Raw genomic sequence first — 25,505 nt, 5'->3', positions numbered from 1 at the left:
CCCCGAAAAGACGGTGTGGTTCCATGCCCTCCCGACCGAGAGCCGATCAGGCGGCGATCAGCTCGTAGCCCGCGCCGTTCTCGGCGACACGCCTGAAGCCCTCGATGTGGCCGCCCGACACGATCCAGCCCTCGCCGGCCGCACGCGCCAGGATGGTGCGGCGGGAGGCGCGGGCGGAGGCGGCGTCGAAATCATAGACGAAGCCGATGTCGGGATCGGAGGCCTGCAGGTCGGACAGATGCAGCGCATCGCCCCAGAGCAGGAGGCTCTCCTCGCCGTCGATCAGGTAGCCGCTATGGCCGACGGTGTGGCCGGGGAGCGGGAGCAGCGTGATGCCGGGCCGCACGAGGCCGGGGGCCACGGGCCGGATGCGGCCGGCATAACGCGCCTTCACGGCCGCCGTGACGGCGAAGCCGCCCTGCCTGTTCTGCGGCGTCCGGGCGCGGTTGGCCTCGTTCCCGAAGAAGCCGAAATCGGCCTCGGGCACGATGAGCTCGGCATTGGGGAAACGGGCGGCATCGCCGTCGAAGAGGCCGAGCGCATGATCGCCGTGCAGATGCGTGATCAGGACACGCTCGACCTGCGTGGGGGCGATCCCCGCCCTCGCCATGGCCGCAGGCGCATGGCCCATCGCCTCACCCCAGGAGGGGCCGGTGCCGGCATCGACGAGCGTGATCCCGTCGGGGCCTCTCAGGGCGAAGCAGTTGACGACGATGCTGACCTTCGGCTTGCCCCAGCGCGCCAGGGCCGCGGCGCGGGCGGCCTCGCCATCGGCATGGATCAGGACGTCGAGCGGCGCCTCGAAGACCCCGTCATCGAGCGTGAGCACCTCATAGGAGCCGAAACGCCGCCAGGCCGTGCTTGCCATGCTGGTTTTCCCGTCGTCCAAGGTTCGAACCCCGCCTCACCCCGAGGCTGCGCATGGCTTGGTATCTCAGAATGCCGGCCTCGCCATTCCCTTTTCCGGCGATTTCCTCTATGTGCAGCGCAATATCGCGGTGCCGCTTCCGGCGCCGCCCCTCGTTCTGCTTGCTGCCGACCCGCCAGCCCCAAAGGCCCGACATCGCATGTCCTTCATCTCCACGAGCGCGCCGCTCGCGCGCGCGCTCGCCGACCGCAATTACAGTGAGCCCACCCCCGTCCAGGCCGCCGTGCTGGAAGCGGCGGCCGCCGGCCGCGACCTGCTGGTCTCGTCGCAGACCGGCTCCGGCAAGACGGTGGCCTATGGGCTCGCCATCGGCGCCGACCTGATGGGCGCAGCCGAGACCCTGCCGCGCGCGGAGCGGCCGCTGGCGCTGATCGTCGCGCCGACGCGCGAGCTGGCGCTCCAGGTCCAGCGCGAGCTCGCCTGGCTCTATGGCGAGGCCAAGGCCCGCATCATCGCCTGCGTCGGCGGGATGGACCCGCGGCGGGAGGCGATGCTGCTGGCCGAGGGCGCGCATATCGTCGTCGGCACGCCGGGGCGTCTGCGCGACCATCTCGACCGCGGTCAGCTCGACCTCTCGGCGCTGAAGGCGGTGGTGCTCGACGAGGCCGACGAGATGCTCGATCTCGGCTTCCGCGACGATCTCGAATTCATCCTGCAGGCGGCACCGGCCGAGCGCCGCAGCCTGCTGTTCTCGGCGACGCTGCCGAAGGCGATCATCGCGCTCGCCAGGAGCTATCAGCGCGATGCGCTGCGTATCGAGGTCGCGGGCAGCGAAGGCGGCCACGCCGACATCGAGTACCGCGCCATCCGCGTCTATCCGCGGGAGAGCGAGCTCGCCGTCGTCAACCTGCTGCGCTTCTACGACGCGCCCTGCGCGCTGGTGTTCTGCAACACCCGCAACGCCGTGCGGCATCTCGAGGCGGCGCTGCTGGAGCGCGGCTTCGCGGCCGTCTCGCTCTCGGGCGAGCTCAGCCAGAGCGAGCGCAACTCGGCGCTGCAGGCGCTGCGCGACGGCCGGGCGCGCATCTGCGTCGCGACCGACGTCGCGGCGCGCGGTATCGACCTGCCGGGCCTGACCCTCGTCATCCATGCCGAGCTGCCGAACGATCCCGAGGTGATGCAGCATCGCAGCGGGCGCACCGGTCGGGCCGGCAAGAAGGGCATCAGCGCGCTCCTGGTGCCGCCCTCGCGCCGGCGCAAGGCGCAGATGCTGCTCGCCGGCGCCGGCGTCGAGGCCGAATGGGCTGGCGCGCCGACGCGGGACCAGATTCGCGCGCTCGACCAGGAGCGGCTGCTGCAAGACCCGCTGCTCTCGGGCGAAGCGGGCGAGGACGATGCCGGCATGATCGGCGCGCTGCTTGCCGGGCGTTCGGCCGAGGAGCTCGCGGCGGCGCTGGTGCGCGTCTACCGGGCGCGCCTGCCGGCGACGGAGGAGGTCGGCGATCCCGGATTCGCCCATGAGGAACGCCGCCCGGCCCGCAGCGCCGAGGATTATGCGCAGAAGCGCACGCCTGGCGAGCGGGAGCGCGGCGAGCGCTCGGGGCCGCGCGGGGAGACGGTCTGGTTCCGGCTGAGCACCGGCCGCAAGGACGGCGCCGATCCGCGCAAGCTGTTGCCGATGCTGTGCCGGCGCGGCCAGATCACCCGCGACGAGGTCGGCGCGATCCGAATCTTCGACCGGGAGACCAAGGTCGAGATCGACGCCGACGTCGCCGAGCGTTTCGCCGAGCTGACGCGCGTGCCCGACCGCGACCGGATCACGATCGAGCCCGTGACCGGCGAGGCTGAGCGCCGGCCGGCCAAGCCCTTCGCCGAGAAGCCTAGCCATGTTCCGCGCGGGGCTCGCCCGCCGCGCGACGAGCGTCCGGCGCGCAAGCCCCAGGAAGGCAGGGGCAAGCCGTTCGGCGCCAAGCCCTATGATCCGACGCGCCGCGATCGCGAGCCCGCCTACGAGGAAACCGCGATCCTGCGGCCCGAGCGCCCGTCAGGCAGAGGCGAGCAGGGCAAGCCGGGCGCCGGACCGTTCAAGGGCGGCAAGAAACCTTATCCTGCCCCCCATGGCGGCGAACGCCAGGGTGAGAGCCGGCCTGCCGGCAAGAGCTTCGGCGGGAAGAAGCCCTATGGCGGCAAGAAGCCGTTCGCCGGCAAGAAGCCGCGCCGCGACGATCGCTGAGGCGGGCTGCGTCCGCGCCATTCGTCGTGGTCGGGCTGGTCCCGACCATCGCGGTCGTAACCGAATGCGTGCTGAAGACGTGGATGCTCGCCGCGAAGGCGAGCATGATGTGCTGGCGCTGTCGCGTATGCGGGCCTGAGCCCGCTTCGGCTCAGCGCAGGCCGAGGAAGGAGAGGATCGCGAGGACCACGACGATCAGGCCGACGATGTAGATGATGTTGTTCATGGCGGGGGCCCCTCCGATTGCGTTGTGGCCGCAATTGCACGTTCAAGGGCGTGCGCGACCTTGCGGCAGCACCGACGCAACGCGAGCCTGGCCGGGATTGTTCCGGTTTCGTCGCATCCCTGTTGCACTCGCGCGCCATCCGCACCCACAATGCCCGGCCGGGCAGAGACCCGGACGGGGGAACGCCATGAGGACGATTGGTAAGGCGCTCGGCGCCGTGTTGATGATGGCGGGGCTGAGCCTGCCCGCCGCCGCGCAGGACCGGCTGGTGATCGCCGGGCGCGATGCCGGCTTCGCGCCGGCGCTGGCCAAGATGGTCGAGCTCTACCAGGCCAGAAATCCCAACCTGAAGATCGAGCGGCTCGAGCTCGGCGGCGGCCCGCTCTACGAGCGCCTCGCGGTCGGGGCGCGCGAGAAGGCGGCGGCGACCGACGTCGCCATGCTCGACGATATCTGGGCGCCGGAGTTCATGGCGCGCGGCTGGCTCACCGATCTCAACACGGTCGGCGGCCTGCCGGGCGAGTTCGTCAAGTCGGCGCTGGAGGTCTCGCGCCATAACGGCAAGCTCTATGCGGCGCCCTTCGTCGGGAACATCGCGATGTTCGCCTATCGCAAGGACCTGCTCGCGAAATACGGCTTCGAGCGGCCCAAGACCTGGAGCGAGGTGGTCAAGGCGGCGCAGACGATCCAGGAGAAGGAGCAGGGCGTCTCCGGCCTGGTCTTCCGCGGCCTCAAGGGCAACCCGATCGTCACCTCCTTCCTGCCGGTGCTGTGGGCGCATGGCGGCGACGTGGTCAGCGCCGACGGCAAGGCCGTGCTCGATACCCCGGCGGCCGAGAAGGCGCTGACCCAGTTCCTGTCGTTCAAGGCGCTCGCGCCGAAGGGCGTCGAGACCTACAACGCGACCGAGCTGCGGGACGCGATCCAGCAGGGCCGCGCCGCGATCGCTGTCGAGATGTGGTCGTCCTGGGCCGGCACGCTCGACGGCAGCGCCTCGAAGGTCGCGAACCAGGTCGAGGTCGTCGCGTCGCCGGGCGAGGTCAAGGGGCCGGCGCCGATGCTGGGCGCCTGGCTGCTCGGCATTCCGGCGGATTCGCCGAACAAGGCGCGCGCCGCCGACTTCATCCGCTTCGTCACCAGCCCCGAGAACCAGAAGCTGATCGCGCTCGAGACCGGCAACCCGCCGACGCTCGCGGCGCTGTTCAACGACAAGGATCTCGTCGCCAAGTACCGCTGGTATCCGGCGCAGCTCGAGGCGCTGAACGTCGCCCAGGCCCGTCCGCGCATCAGCCAGTGGGCCCGGGTCGAGACCGTCCTCGGCGACTACCTGCAGCTCGCGCTGATCGGCCAGCTGCAGCCCAAGCAGGCGCTGACCGAGGCCAACGCCCAGATCGCCCGCGCGCTGGCGCGCTGAGCGATCTTGCCGAGCCTATTCTCGCGGCCGTCCCGGGCGCGCGCAGCGCGGCCCGGGACCCATGCCTGAACCTTCTTCGTACATGTTCCGGCATGGATCCCGACTCTCCGCATCGCTCCGGCCGGGATGACCCTGGAGAGGTATTCTCAGTTCAATGCCCTTGACCGCATGACCGCCTCCCGCCGCCTGCTGCCCTGGCTCCTGCTGACGCCGGCGCTTCTGATCTTCGCCGGGCTGACGCTCTATCCGCTCGGGCGGACGCTGGCGCTCTCGCTGTTCGCCACCGATTACGGCTTCGAGAACGCCAAATTCGTCGGGCTGGAGAATTTCCGCGAGCTCCGGGACAGCCGCTTCTTCCGCCAGGCGGTGACGAACACGGTGCTGTTCACGGTGGTTTCGACCGTGCTCGAGGTCGCGGCGGGCCTCGGCCTCGCCCTGCTGCTCGACCGCGCCTTTCCCGGCCGCACGCTGGTGATGACGCTGTTGCTCGCGCCTTTCGTGCTTTCGACCATGGTCGTCACCGCGATCTGGCGGGCCTGGTTCCATTTCGACCTCGGCTATCTCAACAACCTGCTGCGCGCGGTCGGCCTGCCCGGCGTGCCCTGGCTGTTCGATCCCGATCTCGCGCTCTGGTCGATCGTGCTGGTCGATCTCTGGCAGACCGCGCCGTTCGCCTTCCTGATCATCTTCGCCGGGCTTCGGCTGATCCCGCAGGACGTCTACGAGGCGGCCCGCGTCGACGGCGCCGGGCGCTGGCGGCGCTTCCGCGACATGACGCTGCCGCTGCTCGCGCCCTATCTCTTCGTCGCGGCGCTGCTCCGCTCGGTCGACAGCTTCAAACTGTTCGACAAGGTCTACGCCATGACCGGCGGCGGGCCCGGCCAGGCGACCGAGACGGTCTCGATGTTCGTCTACCGGCAGGGCTTCCGCTTCTTCGACATCGGGCTGGCCTCGGCCGCGGCCGTGGTGATGATCGCGGTCGCGGGCCTGCTCGCGGCGGTCTATGCCGCCTCGCTGCTCAAGGGGGCCGGCCGATGATCCGGATCGCCGCCGCCTTCGGCCTCTGTGCGCTGTCGCTGATCCCGCTCGCCTGGATGGTCGCGACCTCGTTCAAACCGCCGGCCGAATATGTCTCGACCTCGATCGCGCTCTGGCCGCAGGACCCGACGCTGACGCATTACCGGGTGCTGCTGGAAGGCGGCATGTGGCGGCTCGGGCTCAACAGCGTCGTGGTGGCGCTGGGAACGGTGGCGCTGTCGCTGCTGGCGGGCTTGCCGGCGGCCTATGCGCTGGCGCGCTTCACGCTGCCGAGGCGCTTCGACATCGTCTTCCTCGGCTTCGTGCTGGTGATCAAGCTGGCGCCGCCGATCGCGCTCGCCATCCCGCTCTACCAGGTGCTGCGGGCGCTCGGCCTGCTCGACACCCATCTCGGCCTGATCCTCGCCAACCAGATCCTGGCGCTGCCCTTCGCGATCTGGATGCTGCTCGGCTTCGTGCGCGACGTGCCCTATTCCTTCGAGGAAGCGGCGATGCTGGACGGCGCCGGCTTCGTGAGGCGCCTTCTGGGCATCGTCGTGCCGCTGCTGATGCCCGGGCTGGTCGCCACCGCGGTCTTCGTCGCGATCATGAGCTGGAACGAGTTCCTGTTCGCGCTGCTGTTCATCCAGACGCCTTCGAAATTCACGCTGCCTGCCTTCATCGCGACGCTGATCAACGAGGACGAGACCCTGTGGGGCAGGCTTTCGGCGATGGGGCTGATCGCCTCGCTGCCGGTGCTGCTCGCGGTCGGGCTGGTCCGGCGCGGGCTGACGCGCGAGGTGGCGGTCGATCAGCATTGAGGGGGTGAAGCGTCATTCTCGGGCGGCGCGTGGCGCCACCCGAGAATCTCGTGACGATTGAGGCGCCAGCCGGCGCCTCATCCGGCCTGAGATTCTCGGGTCAAACCCGAGCATGACGGCTGGAAGCTATCGCGGCACGACCTTGCGGTAGAGGTGCCAGCTGGCGTGGCCGAGGATGGGCATGACGACGATCAGGCCGACCAGCACGGGCAGCGAGCCGAGCACCAGCAGCGCCGTGATCGTCAGGCCCCAATACATCATCACCTTCGGATTCTTCTCGACCGCCGCCAGCGAGGTCTTGACCGCCGTCGCCATGTCGACATGGCGGTCGAGCATCAGCGGGAAGGAGACGACCGAGATCGAGAACACCAGGATGGCGAAGAGCAGGCCGAGCGAATTGCCGAGCACGATCATCGTCCAGCCGTTCGCCGTGGTCAGGAGCGGCGTCATGAAGCTCTCGAAGGAGTCGAGCGGCACGTCGCCGAGCAGCCAGCGATAGATCGCCCAGGCGCTGAACAGCCAGGCGAGGAAGATGCCCGTCAGCAACGCGCCCAGCGTCGCGATCGGGCCGATGCCGGGCGAATGCAGCACGTCGAGGGCGTGCTTCCAGGAGGTGTCCATGCCGAGCTCGCGCCGGCGGCTGATCTCGTAGAGCCCGATCGCGGCGAAGGGGCCGAGCAGGGCGAAGCCCGAAGCCAGCGGGAACAGCAGCGGGAAGATGTTGTAGCTCACCGTGAGCCGGGCGAGCACGATCCCGGCGACCGGATAGATCAGCGCGATGAAGAGCAGATGGCTCGGCTGGGCCATGAAGTCGGAGAGGCCCTGTCTGAGCGCATCCCTGATATCGGCGACGCCGATCTCGCGCACGGGCAAGGCATCGGCGGGCGCGGCGTCGTTCGCCGCCATCCGGGGATGATGGATATGCATGTCGGCCATGGCGTTCTTCCCGGTTCCGGCCCGGTTCGCCGCGGCGGTCCTGACGCGATCCTCCGGTCAAGACCTGCGAGGCGTCGAGCATCCGTTGTCAGCAGGGTACAGCCTACACCCGACCGGCTCCTGCCACAAACCGGCAGGCGCGTGACAGAGAGCTTCGCAGAAGACCGCCCCTGAACTAGAACGGCGCCATGCCCGAGACTGTTCCCACCCCCGTCGAAGATCTCACTCCCGAGGCGGCCCGCGCGGAGCACAAGCTGCTGGCCGTGGCGATCGCCGAGGCGGACCGCGCCTATTTCCAGGACGACGCACCGGTCCTGGACGATTCCGTCTATGACGAAAAGCGGCGGCGGCTCGAGGCGCTCGAAGGGGCGTTCCCCGAGCTCAGGGGCGCCGAGGCGCTCTCCGACAAGGTCGGCGCCAAGCCGTCCGGCAAGTTCGCCAAGATCCGGCATCGGGTGCCGATGCTCTCGCTCGGCAATGCCTTCAGCGACGAGGACATCGCCGATTTCGTCACCCGCGTCCGGACCTTCCTCGGCCGCAAGGACGACCAGCCGCTCGCCTTCACAGCCGAGCCGAAGATCGACGGCTTGTCGCTGTCGCTGCGCTACGAGAAGGGCGAGCTGGTCAGCGCCGCGACCCGGGGCGACGGCGAGGAGGGCGAGGACGTCACCGCCAATGCCCGCACCGTCTCGGAAATCCCGCACCGGCTGAAGGGGACGGACCTGCCAGAGATCGCCGAGGTGCGCGGCGAGGTCTATCTCGGCCACGCCGATTTCGCCGCGATCAACCAGCGCCAGCGCGAGAAGCAGGAACGCGAATTCGCCAATCCGCGCAATGCGGCCGCCGGCTCGCTGCGCCAGCTCGACGTCTCGATCACCGCGAGCCGGCCGCTGCGCTTCTTCGCCTATGCCTGGGGCGAGATGCCGGAGCTGCCGGCGCCGACGCAGTTCGGCGTGGTCGAGGCCTTCGCGCGCTGGGGCTTCCGCACCAACCCGCTGATGGTCCGCTGCGCGAGCGTCGAGGAACTGCTGGCGCATTACCGCGCGATCGAGGCGCAGCGCGCCACGCTCGGCTACGACATCGACGGCGTTGTCTACAAGGTCGACGACCTCGCCCTGCAGCAGCGGCTCGGCTTCGTCGCGCGCGCGCCGCGCTGGGCGATCGCCCATAAATTCCCGGCCGAGCTCGCGACCACGGTGCTGGAGGCGATCGACATCCAGGTCGGCCGCACCGGCGCGCTGTCGCCGGTGGCGCGGCTGCGGCCCGTGACGGTCGGCGGTGTCGTCGTCACCAATGCGACGCTGCACAACGAGGACTATATCCGCGGCTTCGACTCGAAGGGGCAGCCGATCCGCGACGGCAGCGACATCCGCATCGGCGATACCGTCACGGTGAAGCGCGCCGGCGACGTGATCCCGCGCGTCGAGGCGGTCGACCTGACCAAGCGCCCGGCCGATGCCCAGCCCTACGTCTTCCCGACGACCTGCCCGGTCTGCGGCTCGGACGCGGTGCGCGAGCACAATCCGCGCTCGGGCAAGGAGGATGCGGTGCGCCGCTGCACCGGCGGGCTGATCTGCGCGGCGCAGGCCGTCGAGCGCCTGAAGCATTTCGTCTCGCGCGACGCGCTCGACATCGACGGGCTCGGCGACAAGCAGATCGAGTTCTTCCACGCCGATCCGGACCTGCCGGTGAAGGAGCCGGCCGACATCTTCACGCTGGCGCGGCGCGACGCGGCCAACCTCAGGAAGCTCAAGGACAAGGAGGGCTTCGGCGCGACCAGCACCAGGAAGCTGTTCGAGGCGATCGAGGACCGGCGCAGGCCGCCGCTCAACCGCTTCATCTTCGGGCTCGGCATCCGCCATATCGGCGAGACCAATGCGCGGCTGCTCGCCCGGAATTACGGCACGTTCGAAGCGCTGCAGGCGGCCTGCCTCGCCGCGCAGGACCCCGCGAGCGAGGAGCGCGCGGCGCTCGACGCGATCGACGGCGTCGGCCCGACCGTGGTCGAGGCGCTGCTGCAATTCTTCGCCGAGGCGCATAATCAGCAGATGCTCGCCCGGCTGCTCGCCGAGGTCTCGCCGCAGCCGCTGGAGGCGGTGGCCTCGTCCAGCCCGGTCGCCGGGCAGATCGTGGTCTTCACCGGCGCGCTGGAACGCATGACCCGCGACGAGGCCAAGGCGATGGCCGAGCGGCTCGGCGCCAAGGTGGCCGGCTCCGTCTCGTCGAAGACGAACCTGCTGGTGGCGGGGCCGGGGGCGGGTTCGAAGCTCAAGGACGCCGCCAAGCACGGCGTCACGGTGATCGACGAGGCCGGCTGGTTCGAGTTGGTTGGCGGGTAGGTTTGCCTGGGAATTGCGCTTGATGAAGAGTGCGGGGAACCCTTCTCCCGTATGGGAGAAGGGCAGGGATGAGGGCCCGCCCTATCCGTAGAAGGCGCGGCCGCGGCGTCGCGTTCCAGCAATCAGCGGCGGTCCCTCGCCCCTACCCCTCTCCCATCCGGGAGAGGGGATCCCGCGGTTGTTGGGGCTGCTCTTACCTTTGCTCCCCCGCCAGCGTGCAGATCATCCGTGCCACCTCATACGACTTCTCGAAGGCGGGCACCGGCAGGAATTCGTAGCGCGAGTGGAAGTTGTAGGCGCCGGTGAAGAAGTTCGGGGTCGGCAGGCCGCGGGCCGAGAGCGCGGCGCCGTCGGTGCCGCCGCGCATCGGGATCTGCTTCTTCCGGATCTGCAAGGCCTCCAGCGCGGAAAAGAGCAGATCGACCGGGCGCTGGTCGTCGCCGAGGCTGTCATGGATGTTGCCGTAGGTGTCGCTGACCGTGCATTCGACCCGGCCGGTCGGATAGAGCGCGGCGATCTCGGCCGCGACCTCCTCGATGCGGCGCTTGCGCGCCTCGAAGCTGGCCTTGTCGAAATCGCGGATCAGGGCGCCGAGCTTCGCCTCGCTGGCATTGGCGGTGATGGCGTTGAACCAGACATAGCCCTCGCGCCCTTCGGTGCGCTCCGGCGTCTGCGCCCGATCGAAGCGGTCGATGAAGTCGTGGGCCATCAGCACCGGATTGACCAGGACCCCCTTGGCCGACATCGGGTGGGTGCTGACGCCGGTCAGGGTGATCTCGGCGCTGGCGGCGTTGAAGTTCTCGATCACCACCTCGCCCAGCTCGCAGCAGTCGATCGTATAGGCGAAGTCGCAGGGGAAGCGCGCGAGGTCGAGCGCCTTGGCGCCGCGCAGGCCGATCTCCTCGTCCGGCACGAAGGCGACGGCGATGTCGCCATGGCGGTCCTGCGGGCCGAGCGTGGCGAGCAGGGTCATGATCACCGCGATCGCCGCCTTGTTGTCGGCGCCGAGCACGCTGGTGCCGTCGCCGGCGATGATCTCGGCGCCCAGCCAGTCGCGTAGCTGCGGATGCTCGGCGACGCGCAGCCAGATGTCCTCGTCGCGGTTGAGGCAGAGGTCCTCGCCTTCGAAGCGCAGCAGCTGCGGGCGGATCTCGGGCGAGAGGCCGGCGTCGAACGTGTCGAGATGGGCGATGAAGCCGATCCGCGGCGCGTCCGGCACCGTGCCTCGCTTCAGCGCCGTGACGGTGGCGCGCTCGTCGATGGCGACATCGGCGAGGCCGAGCGTGCGCAGCTCCTCGGCCAGCACTTGCGCGAGGCGCTGCTGCCCTGGCGTGCTCGGCAGCGTCGCCGCCCTGACGTCGCTCTGGCTGGGGATGGCGAGATAGCGGAAGAAGCGCTCGATCAGGTGCTGGCGGATGCTCATCGTCGTCCGTATTCGTTCGCGGGATGTTGGTCATCGCGAGCGTAAGCGAAGCGATCCAGAAGCGGCAGAGCTCTACGCTTCCCTGGATTGCTTCGTCGCTTCGCTCCTCGCAATGACGGGAAACCCGCCGGCAGGGGAGGCGTCGACGGGCCGGGCCGAGGGAGCCGGCTGCTCGGCCGCGCGGAAATGGCTCGGCGGCTTGCCGATCACGCGCTTGAAGGCCCGGCTGAAGGAGGCTTCCGAATCATAGCCGAGGCGGCGGGCGACGACGGCGATCCGCATCCGGTCGCGTTCCAGCCATTGCCTGGCCTGATGCATCCTGACCTGCGCGACATAGCGCGCCGGCGTCTCGCCGACGATCGCGGCGAAGCGCTCGGCGAAGGCGGAGCGCGAGGCGTGCATCACGCGAGCGAGCGCATCGACGGTCCAGTCCTCGCTCGGGTCGAGATGGATCGCGGCGAGGACGCGGCCGATATCGGGGTCGCGGGCGGCGGCGACCCAGCCGGTGGCGCTGCCGCAGCCGCGTTCGACCCAGGAGCGGATCAGGGCGGCGGCGACGACGTCGGCGAGCCGGGTCAGGATACCGCCGGCGCCGACGCGATCGAGGGCGAGTTCGCACGCCATGCTGCCGAGCAGTGGCGGAATCCCCGGCTCGTGGAGCGCCATCTCGTGCACCCACATCAGCTCCGGCATCATCCGCAGCAGCGGGTGCTGGGCGTCGACGTTGAAATTCAGGCTGGCGCTGAAGAACAGCGTGGCCGCGCCATCGCCGCCGCCGCGCGCCTCGGCAATCTCGCCGCAGCAGCGCTCGAAGGCGCAGGGGCCGAGCGGCGCGGTGCAGGCGCCGGGCTCGCTCGCCAGCGCGTGCTCGGCGCCGCGCGGCATCAGCACGGCATCGCCCTGTTCGAGCCGGACCCAGTCGCCCTCCGGGGTGCGCAGCCAGCAGCCGCGCTCGGCCATGAAGTGGAAGCGCGCCGCTCCTTGCGCTGGGAACAGCAGCCCCCAGGGGGCCGTCATCTGGTAGCGAGCATAGTCGACGCCTTCGAGCCGGAGGCCGCGAAGCATCTCCGTCAGCGGGTCCGGCCCGGTTCTTCTGGACGATTGGTCAAGCATCGCGGGTTTTCTAGCATGGAAGCTCCAGCCGGTCACGCCTAACTCGGTGGTCCGAACTTCTCCGGCCTGTTTGGAGCCAGTCATGTCCGATTCCCTGTCAGCCACCGCCGATCCCGAATTCGTCAGCACCCCGCCCGAAGCGCGGACGGATGCCGCCTGGGCCGGAATCGTCTCGCTCGCCATGGGCGTGTTCGGCCTCGTCACCGCCGAGTTCCTGCCCGCCAGCCTGCTGACGCCGATCGCGGCGGACTTGCGCATCAGCGACGGCGCTGCCGGCCAGGCCGTCACCGCCACCGCTGTCATCGGCGCCGTCGCCGGCATCGCCACTGCGATCGTCACGCGCAGACTCGACCGGCGGGTGGTGATGTGGTCCCTGACCGTCCTGCTCATCCTGTCGAGCCTGCTGGCGGCGGCGGCCAACGGCCTCGTCATGCTGCTCGGCGCCCGGCTGCTGCTCGGCATCGGCCTCGGCGGCTTCTGGTCGATGGCCGCGGCGACGGCGATGCGGCTCGTGCCGATGGAGGCGATGCCGCGGGCCATGGCGATCATCTTCACCGGCGTCTCGGTGGCGACGGTCAGCGCCGCGCCGGTCGGCGCCTATCTCGGCGACCTGATCGGCTGGCGCGCGGTGTTCGTGCTCTCGGCAGCCATCGGCGGGCTCACGCTGCTGGCGCAGGTGTTGACGCTGCCGCGCCTGCCGCCGCTCGCCGCGCCGAGCCTGCGCACGCTCGGCGAGCTGCTCGGCCGGCCGGCGGTGCGGCTGGTGCTGCTCGCGGTGCTGGTGATCATCTCCGGCCATTTCGCCGGCTTCACCTATGTCCGCCCCTTCCTCGAGCAGGTGCCGCTGCTCAAGGTCGAGCTGATCTCGCTCGTCCTGCTCGCCTATGGCGTCGGCGGCTTCTTCGGCAATCTCGCCGGCGGGGCCGTGGTGGCACGCAGCGTCAAGGCGGCGGTGGTGATCGGGGCGCTCGCCATCGGCGTCGCGGCGCTCGCCATGGCCTTCGCCGGGAGCTCGCTCGCGGTCTCCGCGGCCGCGGTCGCGGCCTGGGGCTTCTTCTTCGGCTTCCTGCCGGTCGGCATCCAGACCTGGACGGTGCGCGTCGCGGCCGACCAGGCCGAGGCCGCCGGCGGCCTGCTGGTCGCCGCGTTCCAGGTCGCGATCGCGGGCGGAGCCGTCCTCGGCGGGCTCCTGGTCGATCATCTCGGAGCGCTCGGAGCCGTCGGCTATCTCGCCGTCGCAACGCTGCTCGGCGCCGGGCTGGTGCTCGCCGCCGGCCGCGAGCCGCCGGCGGCGGGCGCCGTCACCGCCGCGCTCTGACCCGAGCGGATGGCGACGGTCGCGTGATCGCCGCCATCACTTTTCTTCAAGACAGGCCGGCCGGCTTCCGCTCTATCTTGCGGCATGGATCTGATCAGCCAGGGCGACGCATTGCTGGAGACGCCGCTGCGGGCGGGGGAACATGCCCGCCTGTTCACGGCGGCGCGCTTCTCCGATCTGGAATGTCTTTCGGCGCGATTCTCGACCCACACCTATCTGCCCCATGCGCACGAGACCTATGCGGTCGGCACGATCCTGTCGGGTTGCGAGGTCTGGCATGCCCGCGGCCGCACGCTCTTCGCCCGCACCGGCGATCTCGTCTTCAACCACCCGCTCGACGTCCATGACGGCGCGCCGAGCGAGGGCGGCTATCGCTACCGGATGACCTATCCGACGATCGAGCTGATGCGCGAGGTCGCGATCTCGCTCACCGGCGACGATACGGTCGGCACACCCTTCTTCCCCGAGCCGACGGTGCAGGATCCGGAAGGCTCCGCCCTGTTCTCCGCCGCGCACCGCGCCCTGGAGGAGGGCGGCGACGGGCTCGCCGGCGAGGAGGGCCTGCTGCGCGCCTATGGCTGGTGCCTGTCGCGCCATGCCGACCTCACCGTCCGCGAGATCGGGCGCGAGCGCGGGCCGATCGCCCAGGCGAAGGAACTGCTCGAGCAGCGCTATGACGAGGACCTGTCGCTGGCGGACCTCACCCAGCGTTCGGGCCTGCCGCGGCATCACCTGATCCGCGCCTTCCGGCGCGAGACCGGGCTGACGCCGCACGCCTATCTCGTCGATGTCCGCGTCCGGCGGGCCCGGGAGCGGCTGCGGCGCGGCGAATCCCCCGGAGCGGTCGCGGCCGCCACCGGCTTCTGCGACCAGGCGCATCTGACCCGCGCCTTCAAGGCGAGGCTCGGCGTGACGCCGGGCGTCTTCCGCGCCGCCCATCACGGCTGAACCACGACAGGATCACGATGTCCGTGTGCGACGACGCCCGCTTGGGCTTCAGCGATATCTGGCCGGCGATGATCGCGGCCATGCCCTTCGGCCTGCTCTTCGGCGCGCTCGCGGCCGGCAAGGGCCTGTCGCCGCTCGAGGTCTTCGCGATGAGCGCGCTCGTCTTCGCCGGCGGCGCGCAATTCGCCGCGGTCGAGATGTGGGCGAGCCCGACGCCGGTCCTGGCGCTGATCTTCTCGACGCTGCTGATCAATTCGCGCCATGTGCTGATGAGCGCCTCGCTCGCGCCCAAGCTCGGCGGCTTCAGCACCGGCCAGAAGCTCGCCGGACTCTACTACATGGCCGACGAGAATTGGGCGCTGGCCGAGAAACGGGCGCGGCTGCGGGCGCTGACCCCGGCCTATTGGTTCGGGATGATCGTGCCCTTCGTCGCCGGCTGGCTGGCCATGTCGATGGTCGGCGCGCTGGTCGGCGCGGCACTCGGCGATCCACGCCGCTTCGGCGCCGATTTCGCCTTCACCGCGATCTTCATCGCCCTGACCGCCGCCTTCTGGAAGGGCCGGGTGACAGCCTGGACGGTGGCGGCGGCCGGAATCGCCTCGGCGCTGACCTACAAACTGGCCGGGCCGCCCTGGCATGTGCTCGCCGGCGCGCTCAGCGGGCTCGCGGCCGCGTGGATCGCCGCGGGAGCGGAGCCGCACCGGACAGCCGCGACGGAGGCGGAGCGATGAGCTTCGATCCGCTCAACCTCGCAGCCATCCTCGGCATGGCGGTGGTGACCTATCTCACGCGCATCGCCGGCCTCGCCCTCGCCGACCGGCTGACCCTGTCGCCGCGGGCCCAGGCTGCCTTCGACGCGATCCCGCCGGCCGTGCTGATCGCGGTGATCGCCCCGAGCGCGCTGGCGACAGGCTGGCCGGAGACGATCGCGGCGGCGATCACCGCGCTCGCCGCGACGCGACTGCCGTTGCTCGGCGTGGTTGCCGTCGGCGTCGCGAGCGTGGTTGCCTTGCGCATGGTGGCCTGAGGCCGGCCGGAGGGAAACGCATGCGCGCCGTGATGAATTCCGTGGTCGAGGCGATCGGCGATACGCCGCTGGTCCGGCTCGATCGCTTGACGCGGCATCTCGGCGCCAGAGGAACCATTCTCGCCAAGCTCGACTATCTCAATCCCGGCTTCTCGAAGAAGGATCGGGCCGCGCTGGGCATCATCGAGGAGGCGGAAGCATCGGGCGCGCTGAAGCCCGGCCAGACCGTGGTCGAGCTTACTTCCGGCAATATGGGCACCGGGCTCGCCATCGTCTGCGGGATCAGGGGTTATCCCTTCATCGCGGTGATGTCGAAGGGCAATTCGGAAGAACGCGCCCGGATGATGCGGGCGCTCGGAGCGGAGGTCGTGCTGGTCGACCAACTGCCCGGCTCTGTGCCGGGGCAGGTTTCGGGCGGCGATCTCGAACTGGTCGACAGAGAGGCGAAGCGGATCACGCAGGAGCGCGGCGCCTTCCGCGCCGATCAGTTCAACCGCGACGGCAACTGGCTGGCGCATTACCGCACCACCGGGCCGGAGCTCTGGGAGCAGAGCGGCGGGGCGATCGACGCCTTCGTCGATTTCATCGGCTCGGGCGGCAGCTATGCCGGGGTGACCAGGGCGCTGAAGGAGCGCAGCCCGGCCGTGCGCTGCTATGTGGTCGAGCCGGCCGGCGCAGCCGCTGCGGCGGGCGAGGCGGTGACAAGGCCCGATCATCCGATCCAGGGCGGCGGCTATGCGCTGGCCGAGCTCGCTTTCCTCCGGGATGTGCCGGTCGACGGCTATCTGCAGGTCACCGGCGAAGAGGCGCGCGAGACGACGCGGCTGCTGGCGCGGCATGAAGGTATCTTCGGCGGGTTCTCGGCCGGGGCGAATGTCGCGGCGGCGATTCAGCTGCTGCGCGGGTGGGAGGCCGGGAAGACTGTTGCCGTCATCGTCTGCGATTCCGGCTTGAAGTATCTGTCGACGGATCTGTGGCGGTGAGCCCCGAGAGCACTTCGCCGCGAGGAAAGCGCGGGGAACCCTCTCCTTCCTGGAGAGAGGAGCCCGCGCCTCATCCTTTCACAACGGCAGACACGCCTGCTCGAGCCAGGCCTTCGCCTCGCCTTCGACCAGCGGCGCGAGATTGCTCCAGACCTGCGCGTGATAGGCGTTGATCCAGGCGATCTCGCCCTCGTCGAGCAGCGAGAGGTCGATCAGGGCGCGCTCATAGGGGCACCAGGTGATGGTCTCGAAACCGTACATGGTGCGCTCGGCGCCGGGAATCGCGCGCTCCTCGACCACGATCAGGTTCTCGATGCGGATGCCGTAGGCGCCCTCCTTGTAGTAGCCGGGCTCGTTCGAGAGGATCATGCCCGGCTCGAGCGGTGTGGTGCCGAGCTTGGAGAGCCGCTGCGGCCCCTCATGCACCGAGAGATAGCTGCCGACACCGTGGCCGGTGCCGTGGTCGAAGTCGAGACCGGCCTGCCAGAGCGGGGCGCGGGCGAAGGCGTCGAGCTGGGCGCCCGACGTCCCCTTCGGGAAGATGGCGCGCGAGATGGCGACATGGCCCTTGAGCACGCGGGTGTAGCGATCGCACATCTCCGCGCTCGGCTCCCCGACGGCCATGGTGCGGGTGATGTCGGTGGTGCCGTCTTCGTATTGGCCGCCGGAATCGACCAGGAAGATGCCGGGCTCGATCCTGCGGTTGCTCGCCTCGGAGACGCGATAATGCGGCAGCGCCGCGTTCGGGCCGGCGCCGGCGATGGTGGCGAAGGAGACGTCGCGCAGGTCGCCGGTCTTCAGCCGCTCGGCCTCCAGCGCGGCGACGGCGTCGATCTCGGTCAGTTCCCCCTTCGGCGCCTCGCGCGCCAGCCAGGACAGGAAGCGCACGATCGCGGCGCCGTCGCGCAGGTGGGCCTGCCGGCTGCCGGCGAGCTCGGCCTCGTTCTTCCTCGCCTTCATCAGCGCGGTCGGGTCGGCGCCGGCCTCAGGCGTGCCGCCGGCATCGCGGATCAAGGTGGCGAGGGCCGATGCGGCCGTCGCGGAATCGAGCCGGACCTTGGCCCTGGCGGCGCCGAGCGCCTCGAGTTGCTGCGCCAGCGCCTGCGGCGGGGCGATCTCGCCGAGCGCGCCGATGGCGTCGCCGGCCTCGTTGGTGATCTTCTCCGGCGCGAGGAAGACGGTCGGCCGCCCCTCGCGCGGCACGATGGCATAGCCGAGCGGCAGCGGCGTGTGCTCGACGTCGCCGCCGCGGATGTTGAAGGTCCAGGCCAGCGCATGCGGATCGGAGAGCACGAGCGCATCGACCCTGGCCGCGGCGAGTTCCTTCTGGATCCTGGCGAGCTTGTCGGCGCTGCTCTCGCCGGCATAGACGGCCGGATGCGCCTTGACTGCGGCGGTCGGCGGGGCAGGGCGGTCGCTCCAGAGCGCGTCGATCGGGTTCGGCGATACCGGCACCAGCATACCGCCGGCGGCGGCCGCCGCCTTCTCCAGCCGGGCGACGCCGTCGACGGTGTGGAGCCAGGGATCGTAGCCCAGCTTGCCTCCGGCCGGCAGATTGGCCTCGATCCATTTGTCGAGCGGGGTCTCCTCCATCTTCGTCGGCGTCACCACGTCCGTGTCGGTCTGGGCCGCCGACTGGATGGTGTAGCGGCCGTCGACGATCAGGGCCGCCTTGTCGGCGAGCACGACGGCGTTGCCGGCCGAGCCGGTGAAGCCGGTGAGCCAGGCGAGGCGCGCCATATGGGCGGGAACGTATTCGCCCTGATGCTCGTCGGCGCGCGGGACGACGAAGCCGTCGAGGCCCTGCTTTGCGAGCGCGGCGCGCAAGGCCGCGACGCGCGGCGCGACCTGCGAGGGATCGCTCGGCTCGGCGAAGGACTGGAAACGGCAGGCGGTCTTGCGGGAGGTCTCGGTCATGTCGGGCTCGGAGGGCTGGGAGCCGGCATGCTCGCCTCGCGGCCGCCGAAAGGCCAGTGCAAAACTGCCGTTTCGCACCTGCTTCCGGAGCGGGCCCATACTGCCTCGCATCGGAGCAGTGTGCCTGCCGGCTATGCGAGGTGCGCAGTCGTTAACGGATCTGTTCTTCCGTTATGCGTTTTTTGCATGTTGTGCATATGCGAACACGTCTTCTCGCAAGTGCGAAGACGGCCCACTTTAGTCGCATAAGAGAACGAGGAAGCGACCGGGACTGTCCTTCGTGATCTGAGGAGAGACCCTATGACCTATGTGCTGAATTCCACAGACGTGCTGCCGGCCGCGACCCGCGCGGAGGCGACGGACAAGACCGCCGGCCAGGGCTTCTGGCAGCGCTTCTACGCCGCGATGATCGAGAGCCGCCGCCGTTCGGCGCTGCGCGAGCTGCGCGCCCACAGCTATCTGGTGCGCGAATCCGAGCTGGTGCTCGGCGGCTTCCCGGCGACGACGCTGAAAAACGACGACGCGCTGCCGTTCAACCACTGATTTCGAGCGCCGCAGGCCGCGATACGCGCCGCGCGCAGCCGCAAAGGAACCGAACCATGATCGCCCTCATCAAGTATGCCTATGAGGCAGTTGTCGACGCCGCCAAGTTCGCCGCCGCCGTCTGGCACGATGCCCGCACCATGCAGGCGCAGGCCGAAGAGAAGTACGGCCATCTCGGCTTCTGATCCGGCGGCGGCTTCGGCCGCCTCGGTCCATGTGAAGCAGAAGGCCTAGGAGAGGCGGCGCGGCCTGGCGGCTGCGCCGCCTCTTTTCATGACCAGGGTCGCCCAGCCCTCGCGCGAGGAACGCCGCGCCAGCGCCAGCCCCTGATGGCGATAGGCCGAGACGACGCCGGCGACGTCCATCTCCAGCAGCCCCGACAGGATCACCGTGCCGTCGTCGGAGAGGGCGCGGGCGATGGCGGGGGCGAGCTTGCGCAGCGGTCCGGCCAGGATGTTGGCGAAGATCAGGTCGAAATGCCGGGGCCGGTTCGCCTTGGCGTGGCGCAGGCCCGGCGCGACATAGAGGTCGAGCGCCTGGGGCGCGGCGTTGATCCTGGCGTTGCGGGCCGAGACCTCGATCGCGATCGCGTCGATGTCGCCGGCGACGACTTTGCGCTTGACCTGCTTGGCGAGCGCCAGGGCCAGGATGCCGGTACCGGTGCCGACATCGATGGCGTGCTTCGGCCGGCGCTTCTTCAGTTCGGCGTCGAGCGCCAGCAGGCAGCCGGCGGTGGTGCCGTGATGGCCGGTGCCGAAGGCCAGAGCCGCCTCGATCTCGATGGCGACGTCGTTGACCTTCACCGCCGCCCGGTCATGCGAACCATGGACGAGGACTCTGCCGGCGCGCACCGGCTGCAGGCCCTCCAGGCTGGCGGCGACCCAATCCTGCTGCTTCACCGTGGTGAAGGGGGTGGTGTCGATGCCGTCGCCGACGATGGGCCGGAGCATGTCGCGCACCGCCTCCTCGTCCGGATGCGTCGCGAAATAGATCTCGACCTTCCAGGGCGCGTTGAGCGACAGGCTGGTGACGCCGCTCTCGACCTCGAAGGCCGAGACGGCGGTCTCGGTCGGGTCGAAGACCTCTCCGAGCAGTTCGGTCAAGGCGCGCGCCTTGTCGCCGCTGGTCGAGAGTTCGAGGACGGTCGCGACCGTCGATGGGAGGAGGCCTTCGCGCATGGCGGGGGCTTAGCAGGGGCATGGACGGATGTCATGTGCCGCGCTTGGCAAGGGCGCGGTCTCACCTAATCTGGCCTCCTGTCCGGGAGTAAGCCAATGCTGTCGCATGTGACTGTCGGTACCAACGCTTTCGAGCCGGCTTTCGCCTTCTATGAGGCGCTGTTCGCCGAGCTCGGCCACAGGCTGCGCTTCTGCGACCGCGAGAAGCCCTGGGCCGCATGGCAGCAACGGGCCGGGGGGCGGCCGCTCTTCATCCTGTCCGCCCCGTTCGACGGCAAGGCTGCCGGCGTCGGCAACGGCCAGATGGTCGCGCTGCTCGCGGGCGACCGCGCCAGCGTCGATCGCTGCCATGCGGCGGCGCTGGCGCATGGCGGCCGCTGCGAGGGCCCGCCCGGCCTGCGGCCGCATTATCATCCGAATTATTACGGCGCCTATTTTCGCGATCCGGACGGCAACAAGCTGTGCGTCTGTTGCCATGAGGCGGAATAGGCGCCGCGGGTCGTTCCGCCATTGCGAGGAGCGAGGCGGCGAAGCAATCCAGGAGGACCGAGCGAGGCCTTCTGGATTGCTGCGCTATGCTCGCAAGGGCGAGAGGACTCAGCCGTGCTGGGCGGCGAGCTGGGCGAAGATCGCGTCGACCTGGCCGTTCTCGGCGGCAAAGCGCAGCGGCTTGCAGCGCTCGACGATGATCTCGCCCGTGTCAGGCCGGCTTTCGAGCAGCGCCATCACCTCGGCGGTGAACTCGGCCAGGGGCATCGCCGCGGGATCGACCGCCTGCTGCGGGCCGAGCAGCTCGGTCTGGACGTAAGGCGGGGCGATCTCGATGACCTCGACCGAGGTCGCTTTCAGCTGCTCGCGCAGCGCCATCGACCAGGAATGGATCGCGGCCTTGGTCGCGCTGTAGGTCGGCGTCGTCGCCAGCGGCACGAAGGCGAGGCCGGAGGAGATGGTGAGGACCGCCGCGTGCTTCTGCGCCAGCAGATGCGGCAGCAGCGCGGCGGTCAGCCGGATCGGGCCGAGCAGGTTGGTCGCGATCGTCTCCTCGGCGGTGGCGAGAAAACCGCCGGCCGCGACGGACTCGGGACGCATGATGCCGGCATTGTGGATGACGACGTTGAGCGCCGGAAAGGCCTCGACCGCCTGGCTGGCGAAGGCCGCGACGTCGTTGCCGTCCTGAATGTCGAGCACGAGCGCTTCCATGCCCGGATTGGCCGAGGTCACCTCGTGGAGCAGCGCCTCGCGCCGGCCGGCGATGACGACCTGGTTGCCGGCCCTGTGGAAGGCCTCGGCCAGCGCCCGGCCGATGCCGGAACCGCCGCCGGTGATGAGGATGGTGTTGCCCGTCATGTTCATCGCAAATCCCTTTCCTGGTTGCGGAACATCAGCTGGCGTCGATACTCTTCAACGGAAAGAAGGCTCCCGAAAGTTCGATACGCACCAAAAGGAGAGTGTCGGCATGTATGCGATCCGCGAGGCGATGGCGGCGATGCACAAGCGCAGCGAGGAGATCCCGCCGGTTGCGCCGGCGGTCGAATCGCTGGTGCGGCAGGTGATCGCGCAGGTCGCCGACAAATGGACGATGCTGGTGCTGGAGGCGCTCGAGGAGCACGGCACGCTGCGCTTCAGCGAGGTCGGGCGCATCGTCGGCGGCATCAGCCAGAAGATGCTGACCAAGACGCTGCGCGAGATGGAGCGCGACGGGCTGGTCGTGCGCACCATCCATCCGGTGATCCCGCCGCATGTCGACTACACGCTGACAGAGCTCGGCCGCGAGCTCAGCGCCGCCTTCTGCGGCGTCTGGACCTGGGCGGAGACGTATTACGCGCAGGTCTCGGCGGCGCGGCGGGCGTTTCGGGAGCGGGAGGAGGGGTAGGGCGCTGCGCTCCCCGTCATTCCGGGGCGGGCCGCAGGCCCGAGCCCGGAACCCATGACCACGCTGTCAGGTCGTCATTGCGAGGAGCGAGAGCGACGAAGCAATCTAGCAAGGCTCGCGCCGCCGGCTTGGATTGCTTCGCTTCGCTCGCAATGACGGAGCGTTCTGCTGTCGGGTCGTGTTCATGGGTTCCGGGCTCACGCCTTCGGCGTGCCCCGGAATGACGGATCCCCGCGCCGTTATTCAGCAGCCGGCTGGAAGGTGAGACGCGGGGCCGGAATGAGCGCTATCGCATGCGCCGCGATATCGGCCGCGACCTCGGGATCGGCCTTCAATTCGCTCGGCGTGCGGGCGCGCGGGATCGCTTTTCCATCCTCGACCATCGACTCGACCCAGAGCGCGAGGGCTTCGGGCGCGTTCGCCATCGCCTCGTCCAGCGTGTCGCCGGCCGAGAAGCAGCCGGGCAGGTCCGGGAACCAGACGCCGACGGCATGGTCGGAGCCGGCATCCTCGATGATGGCGACGTAATGGGTCATCTCAATCGCGGGGCCAGCCTGCCTGCTTGTAGATCTTCAGCACGAGACCGGGTCCGAGTTTCTTCTTCGGATGCGGCACCGAGATATTGTCACGGACGCCCGGCTTTTTGAAGACATGGTGCGAGCCGGCGATGCGCGCGCATTCCCAGCCTTCGCGTTCGAGGCGGCGAATGATGTCGGCGCTGTTGTTGAGCATGTGTGCCTCGGACGAATCGAACGGCACATAACTAGTCACATAAAATCGTTTCCCTCTCCGGGAAAATGACTGCAAACATCCCGGAGAAGGAGGGTTGAAGCTGGGCTCACCCCGCCTTCTGCACGAAGCTGTCCAGCACCATTTTCCTTCCGGCCTTGTCGAAATCCACCGTGAGCTTGTTGCCGTCGACGCTGGCGACCGAGCCGGGGCCGAACTTGATGTGGAAGACGCGGGCGCCGGGATCGAAGGCGGAAGTGCCGGTCGATTTCGCCGTCAGCTCGCCCTCGATCAGGAGGGGGCCGCGCTGGCGGTTGCCGAAACCACCGCCTGAGCCGAAGCCGCGGCCGCTCTCCGAGAAACCGGAGCTGCCGCTGCTCGAGCCGCCGCCCGAACCGAACTTCGCCTTGTTCTCCTGCGCCCGCTGCCAGCCCGGCGTCTGGTAGGAGGAGCCGAAGCTCTCCATGCGCTCGAAGCGCGAGGCGCCATAGCCGCCCTGGCTGTAGGCGGTCGGGGCCTGGACGACCTCGACATGGTCTTCCGGCAATTCGTCGATGAAGCGCGATGGCAGGCTCGACTGCCAGAGGCCGTGGATGCGGCGGTTCGAGGCGAAATAGAGCTTCAGGCGCTTGCGCGCCCGGGTCAGGCCGACATGGGCGAGGCGGCGCTCCTCCTCCAGCCCCGCGCGGCCGTTCTCGTCGAGGGCGCGCTGGCTCGGGAACAGCCCTTCCTCCCAGCCGGGCAGGAAGACGGTGTCGAATTCCAGCCCCTTGGCGGCGTGCAGCGTCATGATCGAGACGCGGGCGCCGCCATCGCCGCTGTCGGCGTCCATCACCAGCGAGACGTGCTCGAGGAAGGCCGGCAAATCGGGGAACTCGTCGAGCGAACGCACCAGCTCCTTCAGGTTTTCCAGGCGCCCGGCGGCATCGGCCGAGCGATCCTTCTGCCACATCTCGGTGTAGCCGGATTCTTCCAGCACCAGCTCGGCGAGCTCGCCCTGCTGCATCGCCTCGGCCTTGCCCTGCCAGCGGGCAAAAGCCTCGACCAGCTCGCGCAGGGACGTGCGGGCTTTGGGCTTCAACTCCTCGGTCTCGACCACGGCCCGGGCCGACTGCATCAGCGAGAAGCCGGTGGCGCGGGCATGGTTGTGCAAGAGCTGGATGGTGGCGTCGCCGAGGCCGCGCTTGGGCACGTTGACGATGCGCTCGAAGGCGAGGTCGTCGGTCGGCGAAACGACGCAGCGCAGATAGGCCAGCGCGTCGCGGATCTCGGCGCGCTCATAGAAGCGCGGGCCGCCGATGACGCGATAGGGCACGCCGACATGGACGAAGCGTTCCTCGATCTCGCGCATCTGCGCGGAGATGCGGACCAGGATCGCGATCTCGCCGAGATTCTCACCCTTGGACTGCATCGCCTCGATCTCGTCCGAGATCAGGCGCGCCTCCTCCTGGCTGTCCCAGGCGCCGGTGATGGTGACCTTCTCGCCGGCCTCGTCCTCGGTGCGCAGCGTCTTGCCGAGGCGGCCCTCGTTGCGGGCGATCAGCTTGGCGGCGGTGGCGAGGATATGGCCGGTCGAGCGGTAGTTGCGCTCCAGCCGGATCACGGTCGCGCCCGGGAAGTCGTGCTCGAAGCGCAGGATGTTGTCGACCTCGGCACCGCGCCAGCCATAGATCGACTGGTCGTCGTCGCCGACGCAGGCGATGTTGCGCCGGCCCTGGGCCAGCAGGCGCAGCCAGAGATATTGGGCGACGTTGGTGTCCTGGTACTCGTCGACGAGGATGTAGCGGAAGCGCTCGTGATAGCTCGCCAGCAGTTCCGGATGCTCGCGGAACAGCGTCAGGCAATGCAGCAGCAGATCGCCGAAATCGACGGCGTTCAGGGTCTTCAGCCGGTCCTGATAGGCGGCGTAGAGCTTGCCGCCCTTGCCGGAGGCGAAGACGGCGGCCTCGCCGGGCGGGACGTCCTTGGGCGCGAGGCCGCGGTTCTTCCATGAGTCGATGAAGCCGGCCAGCATCCGGCCGGGCCAGCGCTTCTCGTCGATCCCTTCGGCCTGGATCACCTGCTTCATCAGGCGGATCTGGTCGTCGGTGTCGAGGATGGTGAAGTCGGAGCGCAGGTCGACCAATTCGGCATGGCGGCGCAGCAGCTTGGCCGAGATCGAGTGGAAAGTGCCGAGCCAGGGCATGCCCTCGGCGACCGGCCCGACGAGATGGGCGACGCGCTCCTTCATCTCGCGCGCCGCCTTGTTGGTGAAGGTCACGGCGAGGATCTGCGAGGGATAAGCGCGGCCCGTCGCGATCAGATGGGCGATGCGGGTGGTGAGCACGCGGGTCTTGCCGGTGCCGGCGCCGGCCAGCACGAGCACGGGCCCGTCAGTCGCCTCGACCGCCTGGCGCTGCTCCGGATTGAGCCCTTGCAGGTAGCCGGCTGCCGGCTGCGCGGCCGCACGCGATGCGAGGCCGCCGGGACGGGGCAGGGGGGCGGAGGTGGACTGGTCGGACAAGGGAACGCTGCTCGATCGTGATTCGTTCTGCGGTCAATATAGGGTGTCGCGCGGGGGATTGCTGGATCAGGATGCAGCCGCGAACAGGATAAGCCG

Annotated in this window: 24 protein-coding genes; 14 read left to right on the top strand and 10 right to left on the bottom strand. The window is 69.4% G+C overall.

Features of this window, described 5'->3' with window-relative positions:
* Positions 1–46 precede the first annotated feature (46 nt).
* The gene (locus CS1GBM4_RS14185) at positions 47–868 is read right to left on the bottom strand and encodes an MBL fold metallo-hydrolase (protein WP_186419378.1); all 822 of its coding nucleotides are present in this window, start codon (positions 866–868) and stop codon (positions 47–49) included.
* A 199-nt stretch (positions 869–1,067) separates the two neighbouring features.
* Here CS1GBM4_RS14185 and CS1GBM4_RS14180 point away from each other — a divergent pair, with 199 nt between their 5' ends.
* The 4 genes from CS1GBM4_RS14180 (at position 1,068) to CS1GBM4_RS14165 (ending at position 6,579) form a co-directional block, all read left to right on the top strand.
* A complete protein-coding gene (locus CS1GBM4_RS14180) occupies positions 1,068–3,101 on the top strand; it encodes a DEAD/DEAH box helicase (protein WP_186419377.1) in 2,034 nt (677 codons plus the stop codon).
* Positions 3,102–3,514: 413 nt separating this feature from the next.
* Positions 3,515–4,741 (top strand): ABC transporter substrate-binding protein, encoded by a 1,227-nt coding sequence (locus CS1GBM4_RS14175; protein WP_186419376.1) that lies wholly within the window; start codon positions 3,515–3,517, stop codon positions 4,739–4,741.
* A 168-nt stretch (positions 4,742–4,909) separates the two neighbouring features.
* Entirely contained in the window at positions 4,910–5,779 is an 870-nt protein-coding gene (locus CS1GBM4_RS14170) for a sugar ABC transporter permease (protein ID WP_186419375.1), read from the top strand.
* The gene (locus CS1GBM4_RS14165; protein ID WP_186419374.1) at positions 5,776–6,579 is read left to right on the top strand and encodes a carbohydrate ABC transporter permease; all 804 of its coding nucleotides are present in this window, start codon (positions 5,776–5,778) and stop codon (positions 6,577–6,579) included. Before CS1GBM4_RS14170 ends, CS1GBM4_RS14165 begins: the two co-directional genes overlap by 4 nt.
* A 126-nt stretch (positions 6,580–6,705) precedes the next feature.
* Here CS1GBM4_RS14165 and CS1GBM4_RS14160 read toward each other — a convergent pair whose 3' ends face one another.
* Entirely contained in the window at positions 6,706–7,506 is an 801-nt protein-coding gene (locus CS1GBM4_RS14160; protein WP_244607256.1) for a DUF2189 domain-containing protein, read from the bottom strand.
* 197 nt (positions 7,507–7,703) lie between these two features.
* On the opposite strand from CS1GBM4_RS14160, the gene ligA reads away from it, so the two are divergent.
* On the top strand, positions 7,704–9,854 hold the full coding sequence (gene ligA, locus CS1GBM4_RS14155) for an NAD-dependent DNA ligase LigA (protein WP_186419372.1): 2,151 nt from the start codon (positions 7,704–7,706) through the stop codon (positions 9,852–9,854).
* Between the two features lie 193 nt (positions 9,855–10,047).
* Here ligA and pepT read toward each other — a convergent pair whose 3' ends face one another.
* Both pepT and CS1GBM4_RS14145 read right to left on the bottom strand, forming a co-directional pair.
* Complete coding sequence (gene pepT / locus CS1GBM4_RS14150; protein ID WP_186419371.1) at positions 10,048–11,277, bottom strand: peptidase T; 1,230 nt, start codon at positions 11,275–11,277, stop codon at positions 10,048–10,050.
* Positions 11,278–11,349: 72 nt separating this feature from the next.
* A complete protein-coding gene (locus CS1GBM4_RS14145; RefSeq protein WP_186419370.1) occupies positions 11,350–12,390 on the bottom strand; it encodes an AraC family transcriptional regulator in 1,041 nt (346 codons plus the stop codon).
* A gap of 82 nt (positions 12,391–12,472) precedes the next feature.
* Here CS1GBM4_RS14145 and CS1GBM4_RS14140 point away from each other — a divergent pair, with 82 nt between their 5' ends.
* The 5 genes from CS1GBM4_RS14140 to CS1GBM4_RS14120 all read left to right on the top strand — a co-directional run bounded on the left by CS1GBM4_RS14140 (position 12,473) and on the right by CS1GBM4_RS14120 (position 16,666).
* Positions 12,473–13,708 carry an MFS transporter gene (locus CS1GBM4_RS14140; protein ID WP_186419369.1) on the top strand — a complete coding sequence of 412 codons (1,236 nt, stop codon included), beginning with the start codon at positions 12,473–12,475 and terminating at the stop codon, positions 13,706–13,708.
* An 84-nt stretch (positions 13,709–13,792) separates the two neighbouring features.
* Entirely contained in the window at positions 13,793–14,656 is an 864-nt protein-coding gene (locus CS1GBM4_RS14135) for an AraC family transcriptional regulator (RefSeq protein WP_186419368.1), read from the top strand.
* A gap of 17 nt (positions 14,657–14,673) precedes the next feature.
* Complete coding sequence (locus CS1GBM4_RS14130) at positions 14,674–15,387, top strand: AzlC family ABC transporter permease (RefSeq protein ID WP_186419367.1); 714 nt, start codon at positions 14,674–14,676, stop codon at positions 15,385–15,387.
* Positions 15,384–15,683: an AzlD domain-containing protein gene (locus tag CS1GBM4_RS14125; protein ID WP_186419366.1), complete on the top strand. Its 300-nt coding sequence runs from the start codon at positions 15,384–15,386 to the stop codon at positions 15,681–15,683. Before CS1GBM4_RS14130 ends, CS1GBM4_RS14125 begins: the two co-directional genes overlap by 4 nt.
* Positions 15,684–15,703: 20 nt before the next feature.
* Entirely contained in the window at positions 15,704–16,666 is a 963-nt protein-coding gene (locus CS1GBM4_RS14120) for a cysteine synthase family protein (RefSeq protein ID WP_186419365.1), read from the top strand.
* A 78-nt stretch (positions 16,667–16,744) separates the two neighbouring features.
* On the opposite strand, the gene CS1GBM4_RS14115 is transcribed toward CS1GBM4_RS14120, so the two are convergent.
* Positions 16,745–18,583, bottom strand: a complete 1,839-nt coding sequence (locus CS1GBM4_RS14115) for an aminopeptidase P family protein (protein WP_186419364.1) — start codon at positions 18,581–18,583, stop codon at positions 16,745–16,747.
* A 300-nt stretch (positions 18,584–18,883) separates the two neighbouring features.
* Here CS1GBM4_RS14115 and CS1GBM4_RS14110 point away from each other — a divergent pair, with 300 nt between their 5' ends.
* Together CS1GBM4_RS14110 and CS1GBM4_RS24775 are read left to right on the top strand one after the other, a co-directional pair.
* On the top strand, positions 18,884–19,126 hold the full coding sequence (locus tag CS1GBM4_RS14110) for a hypothetical protein (RefSeq protein ID WP_186419363.1): 243 nt from the start codon (positions 18,884–18,886) through the stop codon (positions 19,124–19,126).
* Between the two features lie 56 nt (positions 19,127–19,182).
* On the top strand, positions 19,183–19,311 hold the full coding sequence (locus tag CS1GBM4_RS24775) for a hypothetical protein (protein WP_280177718.1): 129 nt from the start codon (positions 19,183–19,185) through the stop codon (positions 19,309–19,311).
* A 45-nt stretch (positions 19,312–19,356) separates the two neighbouring features.
* On the opposite strand, the gene CS1GBM4_RS14105 is transcribed toward CS1GBM4_RS24775, so the two are convergent.
* Positions 19,357–20,304, bottom strand: coding sequence for a 50S ribosomal protein L11 methyltransferase (locus CS1GBM4_RS14105; RefSeq protein WP_186419362.1), 948 nt, complete (start codon positions 20,302–20,304; stop codon positions 19,357–19,359).
* Positions 20,305–20,400: 96 nt separating this feature from the next.
* Between CS1GBM4_RS14105 and CS1GBM4_RS14100 the strand changes: the two genes are divergently transcribed.
* The gene (locus CS1GBM4_RS14100; protein ID WP_186419361.1) at positions 20,401–20,793 is read left to right on the top strand and encodes a VOC family protein; all 393 of its coding nucleotides are present in this window, start codon (positions 20,401–20,403) and stop codon (positions 20,791–20,793) included.
* Between the two features lie 108 nt (positions 20,794–20,901).
* Here the strand turns inward: CS1GBM4_RS14100 and CS1GBM4_RS14095 are convergent, their stop codons facing one another.
* Positions 20,902–21,657 (bottom strand): SDR family oxidoreductase, encoded by a 756-nt coding sequence (locus tag CS1GBM4_RS14095; RefSeq protein ID WP_186419360.1) that lies wholly within the window; start codon positions 21,655–21,657, stop codon positions 20,902–20,904.
* 124 nt (positions 21,658–21,781) lie between these two features.
* Between CS1GBM4_RS14095 and CS1GBM4_RS14090 the strand changes: the two genes are divergently transcribed.
* Positions 21,782–22,177, top strand: a complete 396-nt coding sequence (locus CS1GBM4_RS14090; protein ID WP_186419799.1) for a helix-turn-helix domain-containing protein — start codon at positions 21,782–21,784, stop codon at positions 22,175–22,177.
* Between the two features lie 239 nt (positions 22,178–22,416).
* On the opposite strand, the gene CS1GBM4_RS14085 is transcribed toward CS1GBM4_RS14090, so the two are convergent.
* From CS1GBM4_RS14085 to CS1GBM4_RS14075, 3 genes are all read right to left on the bottom strand, one after another.
* Complete coding sequence (locus tag CS1GBM4_RS14085) at positions 22,417–22,713, bottom strand: type II toxin-antitoxin system HicB family antitoxin (RefSeq protein WP_186419359.1); 297 nt, start codon at positions 22,711–22,713, stop codon at positions 22,417–22,419.
* Position 22,714: 1 nt separating this feature from the next.
* Positions 22,715–22,909 (bottom strand): type II toxin-antitoxin system HicA family toxin, encoded by a 195-nt coding sequence (locus tag CS1GBM4_RS14080; RefSeq protein ID WP_186419358.1) that lies wholly within the window; start codon positions 22,907–22,909, stop codon positions 22,715–22,717.
* Between the two features lie 106 nt (positions 22,910–23,015).
* The gene (locus CS1GBM4_RS14075; protein ID WP_244607255.1) at positions 23,016–25,382 is read right to left on the bottom strand and encodes a UvrD-helicase domain-containing protein; all 2,367 of its coding nucleotides are present in this window, start codon (positions 25,380–25,382) and stop codon (positions 23,016–23,018) included.
* Positions 25,383–25,505 lie beyond the last annotated feature (123 nt).

Source organism: Allobosea sp. CS1GBMeth4, from assembly GCF_900185715.1.
Lineage (GTDB): Bacteria > Pseudomonadota > Alphaproteobacteria > Rhizobiales > Beijerinckiaceae > Allobosea.
This window is presented reverse-complemented; position numbering and strand designations above follow the sequence as displayed.

What these genes read in the sequence shown, in the direction of transcription:
- CS1GBM4_RS14145 (WP_186419370.1), bottom strand. Translation starts at nt 12,390, where the DNA reads ATGCTTGACCAATCGTCCAGAAGAACCGGGCCGGACCCGCTGACGGAG.
- CS1GBM4_RS14080 (WP_186419358.1), bottom strand. Translation starts at nt 22,909, where the DNA reads ATGCTCAACAACAGCGCCGACATCATTCGCCGCCTCGAACGCGAAGGC.
- CS1GBM4_RS14140 (WP_186419369.1), top strand. Translation starts at nt 12,473, where the DNA reads ATGTCCGATTCCCTGTCAGCCACCGCCGATCCCGAATTCGTCAGCACC.
- CS1GBM4_RS14105 (WP_186419362.1), bottom strand. Translation starts at nt 20,304, where the DNA reads ATGCGCGAAGGCCTCCTCCCATCGACGGTCGCGACCGTCCTCGAACTC.
- CS1GBM4_RS14165 (WP_186419374.1), top strand. Translation starts at nt 5,776, where the DNA reads ATGATCCGGATCGCCGCCGCCTTCGGCCTCTGTGCGCTGTCGCTGATC.
- CS1GBM4_RS14110 (WP_186419363.1), top strand. Translation starts at nt 18,884, where the DNA reads ATGACCTATGTGCTGAATTCCACAGACGTGCTGCCGGCCGCGACCCGC.
- CS1GBM4_RS14090 (WP_186419799.1), top strand. Translation starts at nt 21,782, where the DNA reads ATGGCGGCGATGCACAAGCGCAGCGAGGAGATCCCGCCGGTTGCGCCG.
- CS1GBM4_RS14115 (WP_186419364.1), bottom strand. Translation starts at nt 18,583, where the DNA reads ATGACCGAGACCTCCCGCAAGACCGCCTGCCGTTTCCAGTCCTTCGCC.
- ligA (WP_186419372.1), top strand. Translation starts at nt 7,704, where the DNA reads ATGCCCGAGACTGTTCCCACCCCCGTCGAAGATCTCACTCCCGAGGCG.
- CS1GBM4_RS24775 (WP_280177718.1), top strand. Translation starts at nt 19,183, where the DNA reads ATGATCGCCCTCATCAAGTATGCCTATGAGGCAGTTGTCGACGCCGCC.
- CS1GBM4_RS14135 (WP_186419368.1), top strand. Translation starts at nt 13,793, where the DNA reads ATGGATCTGATCAGCCAGGGCGACGCATTGCTGGAGACGCCGCTGCGG.
- CS1GBM4_RS14130 (WP_186419367.1), top strand. Translation starts at nt 14,674, where the DNA reads ATGTCCGTGTGCGACGACGCCCGCTTGGGCTTCAGCGATATCTGGCCG.
- CS1GBM4_RS14170 (WP_186419375.1), top strand. Translation starts at nt 4,910, where the DNA reads ATGACCGCCTCCCGCCGCCTGCTGCCCTGGCTCCTGCTGACGCCGGCG.
- CS1GBM4_RS14095 (WP_186419360.1), bottom strand. Translation starts at nt 21,657, where the DNA reads ATGAACATGACGGGCAACACCATCCTCATCACCGGCGGCGGTTCCGGC.
- CS1GBM4_RS14085 (WP_186419359.1), bottom strand. Translation starts at nt 22,713, where the DNA reads ATGACCCATTACGTCGCCATCATCGAGGATGCCGGCTCCGACCATGCC.
- CS1GBM4_RS14160 (WP_244607256.1), bottom strand. Translation starts at nt 7,506, where the DNA reads ATGCATATCCATCATCCCCGGATGGCGGCGAACGACGCCGCGCCCGCC.
- CS1GBM4_RS14100 (WP_186419361.1), top strand. Translation starts at nt 20,401, where the DNA reads ATGCTGTCGCATGTGACTGTCGGTACCAACGCTTTCGAGCCGGCTTTC.
- pepT (WP_186419371.1), bottom strand. Translation starts at nt 11,277, where the DNA reads ATGAGCATCCGCCAGCACCTGATCGAGCGCTTCTTCCGCTATCTCGCC.
- CS1GBM4_RS14175 (WP_186419376.1), top strand. Translation starts at nt 3,515, where the DNA reads ATGAGGACGATTGGTAAGGCGCTCGGCGCCGTGTTGATGATGGCGGGG.
- CS1GBM4_RS14125 (WP_186419366.1), top strand. Translation starts at nt 15,384, where the DNA reads ATGAGCTTCGATCCGCTCAACCTCGCAGCCATCCTCGGCATGGCGGTG.
- CS1GBM4_RS14185 (WP_186419378.1), bottom strand. Translation starts at nt 868, where the DNA reads ATGGCAAGCACGGCCTGGCGGCGTTTCGGCTCCTATGAGGTGCTCACG.
- CS1GBM4_RS14180 (WP_186419377.1), top strand. Translation starts at nt 1,068, where the DNA reads ATGTCCTTCATCTCCACGAGCGCGCCGCTCGCGCGCGCGCTCGCCGAC.
- CS1GBM4_RS14120 (WP_186419365.1), top strand. Translation starts at nt 15,704, where the DNA reads ATGCGCGCCGTGATGAATTCCGTGGTCGAGGCGATCGGCGATACGCCG.